This is a genomic window from Pseudorhizobium flavum (assembly GCF_044142885.1).
In the GTDB taxonomy this organism is placed as follows: domain Bacteria; phylum Pseudomonadota; class Alphaproteobacteria; order Rhizobiales; family Rhizobiaceae; genus Neorhizobium; species Neorhizobium flavum.
The window spans coordinates 135,205-148,641 of record NZ_JBIOKZ010000008.1; the positions used below are offsets into that span (position 1 = coordinate 135,205).

Genomic DNA, 13,437 nt, shown 5'->3' on the forward strand with positions numbered 1-13,437 from the left:
GCGGTGCTCAGACAGCCGTTGGTTTTCGATGAGCACGACGCCGGAACCTGAGTGACCGGCCGCGACTTCTGGAACGCTGATCTCTAGCCGCTGACGGCTCCCGATCCTGCTCCTGCGGCTCTGGTGCGGGTAGAGAGACTTGAACTCCCACGCCTTGCGGCACCAGAACCTAAATCTGGCGTGTCTACCAATTTCACCATACCCGCGCTCCCGCCGCGCAAAAATCCCCGCAAGGAGGCTTTCGGAGCGCGCGTCTCTATATCACCCGTTTTTTCCGGCGCAAAGGGAAAATGAAGGCTTTGCAACATGCAGAGTGGCCTCGAAGAGATCGTCTTGTTTCCTGTCGCGCAGGCATCATTTACCTTTTCTTAACCATTTGCATATAAGGTGATCCTAATTCGAGGACGCATCCCTTCGGAACAAGCCTTGCCTCTATCCGTTGGTTTCGCGATCTCACCATTCGGCGGCGCTCCTCCTCCTCTCGTGCCGCCGGAGACTGGCGCCTCCTCCTCGACTGCCAGTCCTGCAAATAGCGCCTGCCGGATCCTCCCCCGGCAGGCGCTATTTTTTCAAGGTCCACCTGTCCAATCGTTAATCAAACGTTCACGAGCAGAGCCGCGGGCAATGCGTGTAGCGCATAGGTGGAATACCAAGTTGCGACTTTTAGCTCTTCGCAGTGCAGCATATATTTCGCTCATCAGATTTGGCTGGCGCTCGAGTGCCGGCAACTAGCGAATATGAGGCAGACCATGAACATCGCACGCAAACTCAACAACTGGCGCAAGTACCGCGAGACCGTTAACGAACTCGACCGCATGAGCGACCGTGAACTCCACGATCTCGGCATCGGCCGCAGCGACATCCGTCGCGTTGCCCGGAGCGCCGTCGGCTTCTAACGAAGACGATCACCAAGCATTCAGAACGCCCTGCTTGCAGGGCGTTTTTTGTTCTTAGGCTCTATTGTCTCTCTCGAATTTTGCCCACTGAAGCGGCATCGCCTGCTTCTTCATCAACCTCCTGCTTAAACGCATGGCAGTCGCTCAATTTCTGCACTGCACAATCCAATTATTCGCGCGTATAAGTTCCTCATCGCCGGCAGCGACCGGCTTGAACACCGAGGAAACATCATGAACCCGATCCGCCTTGCCAAGAACTGGCTCAGCTATCGTCGCACGATAAGCGAACTGGGCGGCCTGTCCAACCAGGCGCTCAACGACATCGGCCTGACCCGCTACGACATCCGTCACGTTGCTGCCCGCTCCTTCCGCTAGCCGGAACAGAATGCGCTGAGCCAACCGGCGACGAGACGACTTTCGCAAAGGCACCTGATCGGGTGCCTTTTTCGATTCCGCCCCCGGCTAACGCGTGATAAGAGCGCGCCATGACCGATAAGACCGTTTCTCCCATCCACGTCATCGGCGGCGGGCTCGCAGGGTCCGAAGCCGCGTGGCAGATCGCCCAGTCAGGAATCCCTGTCACCCTGCACGAAATGCGCGGCGTGCGCGGCACCGACGCCCACAAGACCGATGGCCTAGCCGAGCTGGTCTGCTCGAATTCCTTCCGCTCCGACGATGCGACATCCAATGCCGTGGGCGTCATTCACGCGGAAATGCGCCTTGCCGGCTCGCTGATCATGGCCTGTGCCGATCGCAACCAGGTGCCGGCGGGCGGCGCGCTGGCGGTGGATCGTGACGGCTTCTCCGACGCCGTCACCAAGGCGATCTCCGAACACCCGCTGATCACTCTCGTTCGCGAGGAGGTCCAGGGACTTCCGCCGGCGGAATGGGATCTTGCTATCCTCGCGACTGGCCCCCTCACCTCACCCGCGCTGGCGGCTGCGATCCAGGCGGAGACGGGCGAGGATTCGCTTGCCTTCTTCGACGCCATCGCGCCGATCGTCTACCGCGAAACCATCAACATGGACATCTGCTGGTACCAGTCCCGCTACGACAAGGTTGGTCCCGGCGGGACCGGCAAGGACTACATCAACTGCCCGATGGACGAGGCGCAGTATAATGCGTTCATCGATGCGCTTGTCGCTGGCGACACCACGGGCTTCAAGGAATGGGAAGGCACACCCTATTTCGACGGCTGCCTGCCGATCGAGGTCATGGCCGAGCGGGGACGCGAGACACTGCGGCACGGGCCGATGAAGCCGATGGGGCTGACGAACGCCCACAATCCGACGGTCAAGCCCTATGCAGTCGTGCAGCTCCGCCAGGACAATGCGCTCGGTACGCTCTACAACTTGGTCGGCTTCCAGACGAAGCTCAAGTACGGCGCGCAGGCGGAGATCTTCCGGATGATCCCGGGGCTGGAGAACGCCGAGTTTGCCCGGCTCGGGGGTCTCCATCGGAATACCTACATAAACTCTCCCATGTTCCTCGACCGGACGCTTTCCCTGAAGAGCCGCCCCGGTCTGCGCTTTGCCGGACAGGTAACCGGCTGCGAAGGCTATGTGGAGAGCGCCGCTATCGGCCTGCTGGCGGGACGCTTCGCTGCGGCCGAGAGGAAGGGCATTGCACTGGCGCCGCCGCCGGCCACCACAGCTTTCGGAGCCTTGCTTGGCCATATTACCGGCGGGCACCTCGTTTCGCACGACGAGCCCGGCAAGCGCTCCTTCCAGCCGATGAACATCAATTTCGGGCTTTTCCCTGAACTGGAACCGGGTTCGATCGCCAAGCCGGAAGGCGCCAAACGCTTCCGCGGCAAGGACAAGGCGATCATGAAGAAGCAGTTGATGGCCGCGCGCGCCCTGAGGGACTGTGCCGCCTGGCTCGGTCTCGATACAGAGGAGAATCAGGCCCCGTCTTCGGCTACGTCCTTGTCGGCGGAACTGACATAGTTCCCCAGCAGCCATAGCGAGACTTCCGCTGCCTCGGCTTCGGTCCTGAAGGTGAACAGGCCGTCATTGGCCGGTGCGTCGAGGAATTCGGCGCGGAAGCTTCTGGCACCTTCCTGTCCCTGGACCCGCACGCGTCCAGGCTTGATGAGGTGGCAGGCGTAATGCTTGGTATGGCTGCGCATGATACCGGTCTTGCCGTCATGGAGTCGGACGAAGACGGCCCTTCCGTCTGCCGTGGCATGGATCTCCCGAATGGCCTCGTTGGGGAAGGCCCGGCCGAACTCGAGCAGGGCGAAGCCGAAGTCATGCAGGCCATCCTCTCTGTCGTCCCGCCGTGCCATGCGTGTTGCGTAGTAGGCAAAGAGCGCGATCAGCACGAAAATGATCGACCAGACGATGACAGAATTCACGTCGTCACTCCCTGAGGCTAGAGACATGTTCCCGTTAAATGGCCAGCCTTGCGCGAATGTTGGCGCGGCCGTCAGAAACGCTGCAGGAACTGCGCCTTGGCCATGCGCAACTGGCGGCGCCATTGTGCCGGCGGCTCATTCTTCTCGAGCAGGGCGGCACCATGTCGGCCCGCATCCCGCAGTACCGGCTCGGCAAGGGAGACGGGGAGATAGGCGGGAAACAGGCCCTTGGGAACCCGACCGGCAGCGCGGGCCTTTGTCAGGTGCTCCAGGCCAAGACCGGCAAAGGCATCGATTGCAGCTGCGATCCGATCGCGCTCCTGCCCCGCAAGGAACGCATCACGGTCGAGACCGGTGGCGGCGAGTATGTCCAGCGGGATATAGAGCTGTCCTCGCCGGCGGTGCAGCGGCATGAGAAGAAGAAGCCCGGCGATGGCCTGCGCCACCCCGCCATGGCCTGCCGCATGCGCTGTCTGTGCCGCTTCCGCAGGCGCCAGCACGAGGCTCGCCAGCTGGATCAGAGCCGATGCGGTTTCGCCGGCATAGCCTTCCAGCTCGTTGCGGGTGGGAAATGGGTCATTGTAGAGATCGCCTATCCGCGCATCGATCATTGCGAGGAACGTGTCCCTCGGCAGCCGATGTTCTTCGATCGCGGCAAGCAGGGCGGCAGCAACCGGATTGCCGCCGGGATCGCCGTGCGCGGCTCCTTCTATGAGGTCACGCCACCACTGAAGGCGGATCTCGCCTGGCAAAGCCTCATGCACCACGTCCCGTACCCGGGCGATCTCCGCATTGAAGGCATAGAGTGCGGCAAGCGCTCCCCGCTTTTCCTCGGGGGAGAGAAGGCAAGCGAGATATCTGTCACGATCCGTATCGCGGAGCGTCGAAAGTACTATGTCGGGTTCCGAAGCCACCGCGCCTCACACCGCGATCAGGGCGGCTGCGACAGCCCGCGATTCCGAAAGCATGACATTGTAGGTCCGCACGGCGGCTCCGGTACTCATCGGATCGGAGGCGATACCGCGCGCCTTCAGCGCCGATTTCAGCTGTTGCGGCAGCGGTCTCAGCTCGCGGCCGGTCCCAACAAGCAGAACCTCTATGTCCGCCGCTTCCTCCAGGACCCTCGCAAGCGCCTCGCTTGTCAGCGGCTGGCCTTCCTCGAACTCCCAGCCGTGAATACCCGACGGCAGGCAGAGCAACGAGCCGCGGTGGGACATGTCAGCAAACCGGAACCCGCCATTGCCATAGGCATCGATCGGCGCCCGGCCCGGGAAATGGGCGTCCCGGATTTCAATTCCCTTTGGCACTGGTACGTGCCTCCTTAAGTTCTCCGCCAGGCGGAGGAGCGGCGCACCGGAGGCACGCCGCATGAGGCATCAGGATGCGGCCGCGTCGGTCTTGACCGGCTCACCCTTTACCCGCACTTCGGCGACATAGGCGCGCAGCGCGCGAACCTTGACGCCCTCGGCGATTTCCACCTCGACCTCGTTGTCGTCCACCACCTTCGTGACCTTGCCCGCAATGCCGCCACCGAGCACGACGTTGTCGCCGCGACGGATATTGGACAGCATTTCCTGGCGCTTCTTCATCTGCGCGCGCTGCGGACGGATCAGGAAGAAATACCAGACCACCATCAGCGGTGCGAAGAGGAAGAGCATTTCGAGGCCCGACCCGAAGGCCGATGGGGCTGCACCTTCGGCCTGGGCAAATGCTTCAGTGATGAACATCGAGTACTCCATGATTGTCAGGAGCCCAATGCCCCCCTTTTTGCAAGTGGCCGGAATATAATTGGGCCTACCCTGAATGCAACAAAAACAGGCTGCTTCGCGTACCAAATCCACGATTGGCTGGCTTTTGCGTATCGCCGCTGCGTGCTAACCGCTCCCCGACGACGTTGCACGCCAAATCAGCGGGAGGATGCCGTGACCGAGGAACTCAATCAGCGCCTGCTTGCGGAGGTATCGCGCCTCGCCGATGCGCTGGAGCGGCTTGCTGGCCCGCCGCCCGCAGCCAACGACTGGTCCTCGGCCGACTGCTTCGTCTGGGTGCCTGCCAACCTGCGGCTGCAGCCTGTCCCCCGCCCGAACCGTGTGGCACTGTCGCTGATCCGCGGCGTCGACCACGTGCGCGACATCCTGCACGAGAATACGCTGCGCTTCGCTGAAGGCTACCCTGCAAACAACGTGCTGCTCTGGGGTGCCCGCGGAATGGGCAAGTCGTCACTGCTGAAGGCTGTGCATGAGGACGTCCGCGCCTCCACCGATACCCCCCTGAAGCTCGTCGAGGTCCACCGCGAGGACATTGCATCCCTCCCCCTCCTCCTCGATATCCTCAAGGCATCGGACCAGCGGGTTATCGTCTTCTGCGACGACCTTTCCTTCGATCATGACGATACCGCCTATAAGTCCCTGAAGGCGGCTCTGGACGGGGGCATCGAAGGCCGCCCGGACAATGTCCTCTTCTACGCGACCTCTAACCGCCGCCATCTGCTGCCGCGCCACATGATGGAAAACGAGCAATCGACGGCAATCAATCCATCAGAGGCCGTCGAGGAAAAGGTGTCGCTGTCGGATCGGTTCGGGCTGTGGCTCGGCTTCCACAAGTGCAGCCAGGACGACTACCTGGCGATGATCGACGGCTATGCCGACTATTTCCGTCTACCGCTGGAGCGCGAGGTGCTTCACCACGAGGCCCTTGAATGGGCCGCGACCCGCGGCGGACGCTCCGGACGTGTCGCCTGGCAGTATATCCAGGATCTGGCGGGCCGGTTGCGGCTGCCGCTCGAGCGCAGATAACGAAAAGCCCGGACGAGCCGGGCTTTTCCGCTTTCCCTGATACGCAATACTCTATTCAAGGAAAGTGATCGGGTTGACCGGGGTCGCGTCCTTGCGCACCTCGAAGTGGACCTGCGGACGCTTCGCGTCGCCGCTCATGCCGGAGCTGGCGATGGTCTGGCCGCGCGTGACCTTCTGCCCGCGGGATACGCTGAGGCTGCCGGCATGGCCATAGACGGTGACCTTGCCGTCGTCGTGGCGAACCAGGACCGTATTGCCGAGCTGCTTCAACCCGTTGCCGGCATAGATGACCACGCCGTTCTCAGCGGCCTTGATCGGCGTACCTTCCGGAACCGAGATGTTGATGCCGTCGTTCCGGCTGCCTTCGACGTTCTGGCCGAAGCCGGCGATGACCGCGCCGTTAACCGGCCAGCGGTACTTGCCGATGCCCGTCGACTGCGGAGCGGCGGTCGTGACGTCCGACTTGACGGCCGCTTCGGAGACTGACGCCGTCTCGACCGGCTTCTGTGCCTCTGCGGGCGGCGTCTCCGCAACCGGTTTCTGGGCAGCAGGCGCCTCGGCCTGAACGGCTGGCTTCGAAGACACCGATGCAGTCTGGACAGGATCGGTTGCGACGGGCGCCGACGAAGGCGATAGGTTCAGGACCTGACCGATCCGGATGCTTTCGTTCGTCAGCCCATTGGCCGCCTTCAGCTGATCGACGGAGAGACCATTGGCGCGGGCAATCTTCGTCAGCGTGTCGCCGGGCTGGACGGTGTATGTACCGCCAGCGCCGGCAGGCGGAGTCAGCTTGCCCGGTTGGGCGGTGGCCTTGTCGCGGGCCTGCGCCGGCAGGACAGCAACCTTCTGCTCCTGCGGCTGGACAGGGGCCGGAGCCTTGTTCTGGAGGTCGATGTCGCCGGCGGCGACCTTGGCGGAGTTGCTGGCAGGACCGAAAGTCGGAATGATGACCGACTGCCCGGCAACCAGGTTGCCATTGTTGGCGCGCAGGATCTCCCGCTCCGGGACACCATATCGCCGCGACAGCGTCGCTGCCGATTCACCGGCCTTCAGGGTTACACGCGGTGCATTGACCGTCGACCAGCCCGATGTCGTCTTGACGGTACCGGTGGTCAGTTGATCCGATGCAGCGCCTTGCGGCGCCGGTCGCACTGCCCCTGTCTCAGCTGACGGGAACGGCTGCGCGAGAGCCTGCTGGCGCGTCGTCGCATCGTTGCCGACCGCAACCGCTCCTCCGGGAGGAGCAAGTTCCGTGCGCTGCACCGTCGCCGGAGCCGAGGCCGTACGTGCCGCCGAAGGAATGGAAACATAGTCGCCGCCGGCCGCCGGATAAGGCTGCGACGGAGCAACGGTGCGATTGCCGTATCCGCCGGCAGGCGCCGAAGCGACATCGCCACGAGGGACAGGCGCCTGACCATAGGCACCGCTGCCCTGCCGCTGCGGAATGGAAGCGGTAGTGAGGGAATCCGTGTCGGAGAACAGGCCGGAGAAGCGGGTGGCATCGGAACTGCAGCCAGTGGCAACGCTGGCGAGCAATACGGCACCTGCAATCCGGAGAATTGATTGACGGGACTTGAGCGAACTCTTGATACGCATGACTCGACCTAACGTGACGCAACCATCGTTAGGTCAGATTAAAACCTGTTAGTCTTACTGGCGGGTTAAAGTCCGGATATCGAATTTGTTATTTTGCTAATTTGGTAACCATGCCGCGCTGAGCGACGGCAAATGTCAAAGTGCTGCCGCAATATGGGGCACGAGCGGCAGGTAGGGCACGGGGAACAGATCCTCGCGGTCGAAGCGGCTTCCCGTCTTCGTGAGACGCATCATCATACAGGTGCCGTCCTCCCGCATGAGCGGCGCGATCATCGCGCCGCCGGAGACGAGTTGCTCGGCGTAGAAGCGCGGCATCGACGTGAAGGCGCCGGTCACGAGGATGCGGTCGAAGGTTCCCTCGCCCGGCATGCCGTTGATGCCGTCTGCCTGGCGGATGACGATATTGCGCAGGGAAAGCTTATCCATGCGGCGCTGGGCGCCGGTGACCAGCGTCTTGTAGCGATCGACCGACAGGACCCGTTCAGCCAGTCGGCCGAGCACGGCACCGGTAAACCCACTGCCGGTGCCGATCTCAAGCACTCGCTGGCCGGGCTTCACCTGCAGATGGTGGAGGATCCGCACAGCGAGGTCGGCGCCCTCCATGAAGGCACCGCATTCGATGGGGGTGGTCCGTGCCGAATAGGCGTCGGCTGCTGCCGCTGTCGGTACGAACAGGGATCGCGGCGTCTGCTCGACGGCGGTAAGAAGATCAAGATCGGAAATGCCCTCGGCCCGCAGACGCAAGACGAGCGCAGCAAAACCTTCCTTCTCGACCATGCTGGACTTCAATCGGCCACTCCGAATCCAAGCGCTTCAGCGAGGCGATCCTGTACCGAATGGTCCGTCAGGTCCAGTTTGAGCGGGGTCACCGATATCCGGTTGTGCTTCACCGCGTGGATATCCGTGCCCTCGCGGAAGTGGCCAAGCCGCTCGCCGAACCTCAGCCAGTAGTAGGGAAGGCCACGGCCATCCCGCCGCTCGTCGATCGTCAAGCCAAAATCGAGCTTCCCCTGCGATGTCACCTGGACGCCCTGAACATCCTTCGGGGCGCACTTGGGAAAGTTCAGGTTCAGGAAGGTCCCGTCCGGGAGTTCCACATCGCTCAGCTTACGGATGAGATCGGGCGCATAGGCTTCGGCGGTCTCCCATGGGACGATGCGCCCACCCTCGGCGTCGTGCTGGTAGGCCTGGCTCAATGCGAACGAGCGGACGCCCTGCAGTGTGCCCTCGATTGCGCCGGCGATGGTTCCCGAATAGGTGACGTCATCGGCCATGTTGGCGCCGGCATTGACGCCCGACAGGACGAGATCCGGCTTTTCCGGCAGGACCTCGCGAATGCCCATGATGACGCAATCGGTCGGCGTGCCGCGTAGCGCGAAGTGCTTGTCGCCGACCTTGCGCAGGCGCAACGGCTCCGACAGAGTCAGCGAATGCGCAAGCCCGCTCTGGTCGGTTTCCGGCGCAACGATCCAGACATCGTCGGACAGCTGCCGGGCAATGCGTTCCAGCGCCGCCAGGCCTTCGGCATGGATACCGTCGTCGTTGGTGAGCAGGATGCGCATCAGGCCGCCCGCTCGATTCTGGTGATGCCGCCCATGTACGGCAGAAGCGCATCCGGGACGCTGATCGACCCATCCTCGTTGAGGTAATTTTCCATCACTGCGATCAGGCAACGCCCGACTGCCGTGCCCGAACCGTTCAACGTATGAACGAACTTCAACGCCTTGTCGTCCTTCACGCGATAGCGGGCATTCATGCGTCGGGCCTGGAAATCACCGCAGACCGAGCAGGACGAGATCTCACGGTAGGTATCCTGACCCGGCAGCCAGACCTCGATATCGTAGGTCTTCTGGGCGCCGAAGCCCATATCGCCCGTGCAAAGCGTCACGGTACGGAAATGCAGGCCGAGGCGCTTCAGGACAGTCTCGGCACATTCCGTCATCCGCTCGTGCTCGGCAATCGAGCTGTCGGCATCGGTGATCGAGACCAGTTCGCACTTCCAGAACTGGTGCTGGCGCAGCATGCCGCGCGTGTCGCGTCCGGCAGAACCCGCCTCGGAGCGGAAGGACGGCGTCAGGGCCGTGAACCGAAGCGGCAGCTTCTCCTGCTCCAGCGTCTCGCCCGACACCAGGTTGGTCAACGTCACCTCGGCCGTCGGGATCAGCCAGCGGCCGTCCGTCGTGCGGAACAGATCCTCCGCGAACTTCGGAAGCTGTCCGGTGCCGTACATGGCCTCATCACGGACCATCAGCGGCGAGGAAACCTCCGTATAACCATGCTCCGTGGTGTGCAGGTCGAGCATGAACTGGCCGATTGCCCGTTCCAGCTTCGCCAGCGGGCCGGTAAGGACCGTGAAGCGGGCGCCCGAGAGCTTCGCCGCCCGCTCGAAATCCATGTAGCCGAGTTGCTCGCCGATCTCGAAATGCTCCTTGGCCGGGTGGTTCCAGCCCGGCTTCTGCCCGACCACGTGTTTCACCACGTTGTCGGCCTCATCCTTGCCGACCGGAACATCGTCGAGCGGAATATTGGGGATGCGCGACAGGGCATCGTCAAGCGCGGAAACGACCTCCCGCTCCTCCTGCTCGGCCGCCGGCATGGTATCCTTGATCGTGGCGACCTCGGCCTTCAGCCGCTCGGCAAGCTCCGCATTCTTCTGCGCCATGGCAGCGCCGATGTCCTTGGAGGCCGCATTGCGGCGCGACTGCATCTCCTGGAGCTTCTGGATAACGGAACGGCGCTTGTCGTCGAGCGCCAGTAGCGTCACAGCCGCAGGTTCGGCGCCGCGTTTTGCAAGCGCTTCGTCCAGCGCCTGAGGATTGTCACGGATCCACTTGATATCGAGCATCGTTCCTGGCCTTTCGAGCGGAACGCAGCACTCTCGCGGGCAAGGCAGAAGGGCCTAGACCTCGTCCGTATCGGCAAGGTCCGACGCGGCAGGTTCGGCAAGAGCCTCCTCGGCGCGCTTGCGCTCGACGAGTCGCGCGGCGTAGATGGAAATCTCGTAGAGAAGGATAGTTGGCAGCGCAAGGCCGATCTGGGAAAGCGGATCGGGCGGCGTCAGCACGGCTGCCACGACGAAGGCGATGACGATGGCGAACTTCCGCTTGTCGCGCAGCCAGTCGCTCGTCAGCAAGCCCACCCGCGCGAGAAGCGTGGTGACGACCGGCAACTGGAACACCAGGCCGAATGACAGCACCAGCGTCATGATCAGGCTCAGATACTCCGAAACCCGCGGCAGGAGCGAGATTGCCATCTCGCCCTCTTCCGGTGCCTGCTGCATGGCAAGGAAGAACCACATCACCATCGGAGTGAAGAAGAAATAGACGAGCGCTGCTCCCATTAGGAAGAGGATCGGCGACGCGACCAGGAACGGCAGGAAGGCCGCACGCTCGTTCTTGTAGAGACCGGGCGCCACGAACTTGTAAAGTTGTGAAGCGATGACCGGGAACGCGATCACCAGCGCTCCGAACATGGCCACCTTCACCTGGGTGAAGAAGAACTCCTGCGGCGCCGTGTAGATCAGCTCCGACTTTGTAACGTCCATGTCTGCCCAGGTGACCGCCCACTTGTAGGGCACGACGAGGAAGTTGAAGAGATCCTTTGCGAAGAAGAAGCAGACGAGGAAGGCGACAAAGAACGCGCCAAGCGACCACATCAGGCGCGTGCGGAGCTCCACCAGATGCTCGAGGAGCGGCTGCGGCTTGTCTTCGATGTCACCGCTCATGCGTCATCCTTCGGGGTGTCGGCTTTTCTGGCAGGACGCTTGCGCGCTGCAGGCTTTGCTGCCGCGTCGGCGGACGCTGTGGTGGCAGCACTGCTGCTCTTTGACCTCCCGGCTGCGGCGGCCGGCGTCTTAGACGGCGTAGCTTTGGGTTTGGCCGCCTTCCGGACTGGCTTCTCCGCCTTGGCGGGCGTGGTGGACGGCGTTTCGGGCGCTTCGAAGAGAACCGGCGGCGTCGATGGCAAAGTCATGGCAGGCGGAGGCACCTTCACCGGCTCAGGCTGCTCTGCAGGGACAACGCCCTCGACAACCTTCTGCGCCTCGACGTCGGGCTTGCCGGCACCAGCCGGCTTGTCTGCCCGCGTCGATTTCTCCAGGTCGCTGCGGATGTCCTGTCCCATCTGCCGCAGCGGATTGATCGCGTCGCGCAGAGCGTTAGACGGATTGAGCTTCTGCGCATCCGCTATCGTCTTGCGCACCTCGTCCATCTCGGATTCACGCAAGGCCTCATCGAACTGCGTCCGGAACTCGCCAGCCATCTTTCGCAGGGTGCCGGTCATCCGGCCGAACGCCCTCAACATCGGCGGCAGGTCCTTCGGACCGACCACGACGATGAGAATGATCCCCACTACGAGAAGCTCGGTCCAGCCGATATCAAGCATTCAACAAGGCTCCCCGAACCCGGTCCGAAAGATCAGGTCCGCGTGCTTTCCTTGGTATCCTCGGGCTTGTGCTCGACGGTCTTCGTCGTCTCAGGAGTATCGTCCTCGCTGATGCCCTTCTTGAAGCTCTTGATGCCCTTGGCGACATCACCCATCAATTCCGGAATCTTGCCGCGGCCGAAAAGCACGAGCACGATGACCAGAACGATCAGCCAATGCCAAACACTGAAGGAACCCATAACTGCAACTCCAATTTCGCTTGTCTCGATTTATGCTGTTTGATCCGCTTTTTCAAACACCAAAATGTCCTGTGGGGCGACGCTCAGGGTCACGTCACTGATGTCTGGCGGCAGGAGATCCGCCCGGATGCGCGCCCGAACCGGTTCCTCGCGGCCGGAAACCGCCAGATTCAGCAGTTCCACGACACCGAGAAACCGCCGCGACCGGATCCGCGCCTCGATGCCCCCCCCCTGCGGCATAACGCGCACATCCGAAAGACGCACCGCAACCGAAACCTTCGACCCGTTACTGAGGTCGTGCGCCGGCACGGCACCAAGCGGTGTCTCGACCAGCCCACCGCTGACAATTCCCGAAAATTCGTTGATCTCCGAGAAAAAGGCGGCCGCGAAGAGATCCCGCGGCGCCTGGTAGAGCTCTTCGGCACTGCCGGCCTGAACCAGCCGCCCATCCCGCAGAAGCGCGATCCGGTCAGCCATCCGCATCGCCTCTTCCGCATCATGGGTCACAACAATGGCGGTAGCGCGGCTTTCGCGCAGGATTGCAAGCGTATCAGCGCGGATCGTGTCCTTCAGGCGCGAATCAAGGCCGGAGAACGGCTCGTCCATCAGCAGGACCCCCGGTCGCGGGGCCAGCGCACGGGCCAGTGCCACCCGCTGCTGCTCGCCGCCGGAGAGGGCGTGCGGGTACTTCCCGGCATAATGGGCGAGCCCTACCCGCTCGAGCGCGGCTCGGGCAGCAGCCGCCGCCTCATGGGCCGTAAGCGCCGTCAGGCCGAAGCGGACATTGTCCAGCACCGTCATGTGCGGGAAGAGGGCAAAGTCCTGGAACATCAGGCCGATGCCGCGCTTTTCGGGCGGCAGGAAGACCGACGGACCTGCAGCTTCGCGGCCGTCGATCACAACCCTGCCCCGGCTCTGGACCTCGATGCCAGCCGCTATGCGCAACAACGTGGTCTTGCCGGAACCGGATGGCCCCAGAAGGCAAAGAACCTCTCCGGGCTCGGCGGTCAGAGAAATGCCCCGGATCGTCTCCTTGCCGTGGTAGCTGTGATGGATATCCTCGAACGTCAGGCGCGACGCGAATGAAACGCCTGCTGCCCGGCTTGTCTGTCTACCCTGGCTCTGGGAATCGAAGGTCATTACATGCTCGCAGCTTCAAGCCCTTGGCC

16 protein-coding genes and 1 tRNA gene are annotated in these 13,437 nt (G+C 62.7%); 4 read left to right on the plus strand and 13 right to left on the minus strand.

Annotated elements, in window-relative coordinates:
- Nucleotides 1-121: 121 nt before the first annotated feature.
- Nucleotides 122-206: transfer RNA gene (locus tag ACEPP2_RS15995), tRNA-Leu, on the minus strand.
- Nucleotides 207-749: 543 nt separating this feature from the next.
- On the opposite strand from ACEPP2_RS15995, the gene ACEPP2_RS16000 reads away from it, so the two are divergent.
- From ACEPP2_RS16000 to trmFO, 3 genes are all read left to right on the plus strand, one after another.
- A complete protein-coding gene (locus ACEPP2_RS16000) occupies nt 750-896 on the plus strand; it encodes a DUF1127 domain-containing protein (RefSeq protein ID WP_065814521.1) in 147 nt (48 codons plus the stop codon).
- A 231-nt stretch (nt 897-1,127) separates the two neighbouring features.
- Nucleotides 1,128-1,271, plus strand: a complete 144-nt coding sequence (locus tag ACEPP2_RS16005) for a DUF1127 domain-containing protein (RefSeq protein ID WP_065814520.1) — start codon at nt 1,128-1,130, stop codon at nt 1,269-1,271.
- Between the two features lie 110 nt (nt 1,272-1,381).
- Entirely contained in the window at nt 1,382-2,845 is a 1,464-nt protein-coding gene (gene trmFO / locus ACEPP2_RS16010; RefSeq protein ID WP_395517158.1) for a methylenetetrahydrofolate--tRNA-(uracil(54)-C(5))-methyltransferase (FADH(2)-oxidizing) TrmFO, read from the plus strand.
- Here the strand turns inward: trmFO and ACEPP2_RS16015 are convergent.
- From ACEPP2_RS16015 to yajC, 4 genes are all read right to left on the minus strand, one after another.
- Complete coding sequence (locus ACEPP2_RS16015; RefSeq protein ID WP_235864218.1) at nt 2,800-3,255, minus strand: hypothetical protein; 456 nt, start codon at nt 3,253-3,255, stop codon at nt 2,800-2,802. The two genes, trmFO and ACEPP2_RS16015, sit on opposite strands and share 46 nt — an antisense overlap.
- Nucleotides 3,256-3,326: 71 nt before the next feature.
- Nucleotides 3,327-4,169, minus strand: a complete 843-nt coding sequence (locus tag ACEPP2_RS16020) for a phytoene/squalene synthase family protein (RefSeq protein WP_395517159.1) — start codon at nt 4,167-4,169, stop codon at nt 3,327-3,329.
- Between the two features lie 6 nt (nt 4,170-4,175).
- Nucleotides 4,176-4,562, minus strand: a complete 387-nt coding sequence (locus ACEPP2_RS16025) for an Mth938-like domain-containing protein (RefSeq protein WP_142587344.1) — start codon at nt 4,560-4,562, stop codon at nt 4,176-4,178.
- 69 nt (nt 4,563-4,631) lie between these two features.
- Complete coding sequence (yajC, locus tag ACEPP2_RS16030; RefSeq protein WP_052638212.1) at nt 4,632-4,982, minus strand: preprotein translocase subunit YajC; 351 nt, start codon at nt 4,980-4,982, stop codon at nt 4,632-4,634.
- 195 nt (nt 4,983-5,177) lie between these two features.
- On the opposite strand from yajC, the gene ACEPP2_RS16035 reads away from it, so the two are divergent.
- Complete coding sequence (locus tag ACEPP2_RS16035; protein WP_395517160.1) at nt 5,178-6,050, plus strand: ATP-binding protein; 873 nt, start codon at nt 5,178-5,180, stop codon at nt 6,048-6,050.
- A 51-nt stretch (nt 6,051-6,101) separates the two neighbouring features.
- Here ACEPP2_RS16035 and ACEPP2_RS16040 read toward each other — a convergent pair whose 3' ends face one another.
- The 8 genes from ACEPP2_RS16040 to ACEPP2_RS16075 all read right to left on the minus strand — a co-directional run bounded on the left by ACEPP2_RS16040 (nt 6,102) and on the right by ACEPP2_RS16075 (nt 13,408).
- On the minus strand, nt 6,102-7,646 hold the full coding sequence (locus ACEPP2_RS16040) for a peptidoglycan DD-metalloendopeptidase family protein (protein WP_077547308.1): 1,545 nt from the start codon (nt 7,644-7,646) through the stop codon (nt 6,102-6,104).
- A gap of 135 nt (nt 7,647-7,781) precedes the next feature.
- On the minus strand, nt 7,782-8,423 hold the full coding sequence (locus ACEPP2_RS16045) for a protein-L-isoaspartate(D-aspartate) O-methyltransferase (RefSeq protein WP_395517202.1): 642 nt from the start codon (nt 8,421-8,423) through the stop codon (nt 7,782-7,784).
- An 8-nt stretch (nt 8,424-8,431) separates the two neighbouring features.
- Entirely contained in the window at nt 8,432-9,208 is a 777-nt protein-coding gene (gene surE, locus ACEPP2_RS16050) for a 5'/3'-nucleotidase SurE (RefSeq protein ID WP_077547307.1), read from the minus strand.
- A complete protein-coding gene (serS, locus tag ACEPP2_RS16055; RefSeq protein WP_077547306.1) occupies nt 9,208-10,491 on the minus strand; it encodes a serine--tRNA ligase in 1,284 nt (427 codons plus the stop codon). The genes surE and serS overlap by 1 nt, the downstream gene beginning before the upstream one ends.
- Before the next feature lie 54 nt (nt 10,492-10,545).
- Nucleotides 10,546-11,370, minus strand: coding sequence for a twin-arginine translocase subunit TatC (gene tatC / locus ACEPP2_RS16060; protein WP_052638206.1), 825 nt, complete (start codon nt 11,368-11,370; stop codon nt 10,546-10,548).
- Nucleotides 11,367-12,029 (minus strand): Sec-independent protein translocase protein TatB, encoded by a 663-nt coding sequence (tatB, locus tag ACEPP2_RS16065; RefSeq protein ID WP_395517161.1) that lies wholly within the window; start codon nt 12,027-12,029, stop codon nt 11,367-11,369. The genes tatC and tatB overlap by 4 nt, the downstream gene beginning before the upstream one ends.
- Nucleotides 12,030-12,061: 32 nt before the next feature.
- Nucleotides 12,062-12,268 (minus strand): twin-arginine translocase TatA/TatE family subunit, encoded by a 207-nt coding sequence (locus ACEPP2_RS16070; protein ID WP_052638204.1) that lies wholly within the window; start codon nt 12,266-12,268, stop codon nt 12,062-12,064.
- Nucleotides 12,269-12,298: 30 nt separating this feature from the next.
- Nucleotides 12,299-13,408 (minus strand): ABC transporter ATP-binding protein, encoded by a 1,110-nt coding sequence (locus ACEPP2_RS16075; RefSeq protein ID WP_395517162.1) that lies wholly within the window; start codon nt 13,406-13,408, stop codon nt 12,299-12,301.
- Between the last annotated feature and the right edge of the window lie 29 nt (nt 13,409-13,437).

Excerpts from the sequence above, each read along its gene's own strand:
- yajC (WP_052638212.1), bottom strand. The coding sequence starts at position 4,982 with ATGTTCATCACTGAAGCATTTGCCCAGGCCGAAGGTGCAGCCCCATCG.
- ACEPP2_RS16045 (WP_395517202.1), bottom strand. The coding sequence starts at position 8,423 with ATGGTCGAGAAGGAAGGTTTTGCTGCGCTCGTCTTGCGTCTGCGGGCC.
- tatC (WP_052638206.1), bottom strand. The coding sequence starts at position 11,370 with ATGAGCGGTGACATCGAAGACAAGCCGCAGCCGCTCCTCGAGCATCTG.
- ACEPP2_RS16075 (WP_395517162.1), bottom strand. The coding sequence starts at position 13,408 with ATGACCTTCGATTCCCAGAGCCAGGGTAGACAGACAAGCCGGGCAGCA.
- ACEPP2_RS16005 (WP_065814520.1), top strand. The coding sequence starts at position 1,128 with ATGAACCCGATCCGCCTTGCCAAGAACTGGCTCAGCTATCGTCGCACG.
- ACEPP2_RS16070 (WP_052638204.1), bottom strand. The coding sequence starts at position 12,268 with ATGGGTTCCTTCAGTGTTTGGCATTGGCTGATCGTTCTGGTCATCGTG.
- surE (WP_077547307.1), bottom strand. The coding sequence starts at position 9,208 with ATGCGCATCCTGCTCACCAACGACGACGGTATCCATGCCGAAGGCCTG.
- serS (WP_077547306.1), bottom strand. The coding sequence starts at position 10,491 with ATGCTCGATATCAAGTGGATCCGTGACAATCCTCAGGCGCTGGACGAA.
- tatB (WP_395517161.1), bottom strand. The coding sequence starts at position 12,029 with ATGCTTGATATCGGCTGGACCGAGCTTCTCGTAGTGGGGATCATTCTC.
- ACEPP2_RS16040 (WP_077547308.1), bottom strand. The coding sequence starts at position 7,646 with ATGCGTATCAAGAGTTCGCTCAAGTCCCGTCAATCAATTCTCCGGATT.
- trmFO (WP_395517158.1), top strand. The coding sequence starts at position 1,382 with ATGACCGATAAGACCGTTTCTCCCATCCACGTCATCGGCGGCGGGCTC.
- ACEPP2_RS16000 (WP_065814521.1), top strand. The coding sequence starts at position 750 with ATGAACATCGCACGCAAACTCAACAACTGGCGCAAGTACCGCGAGACC.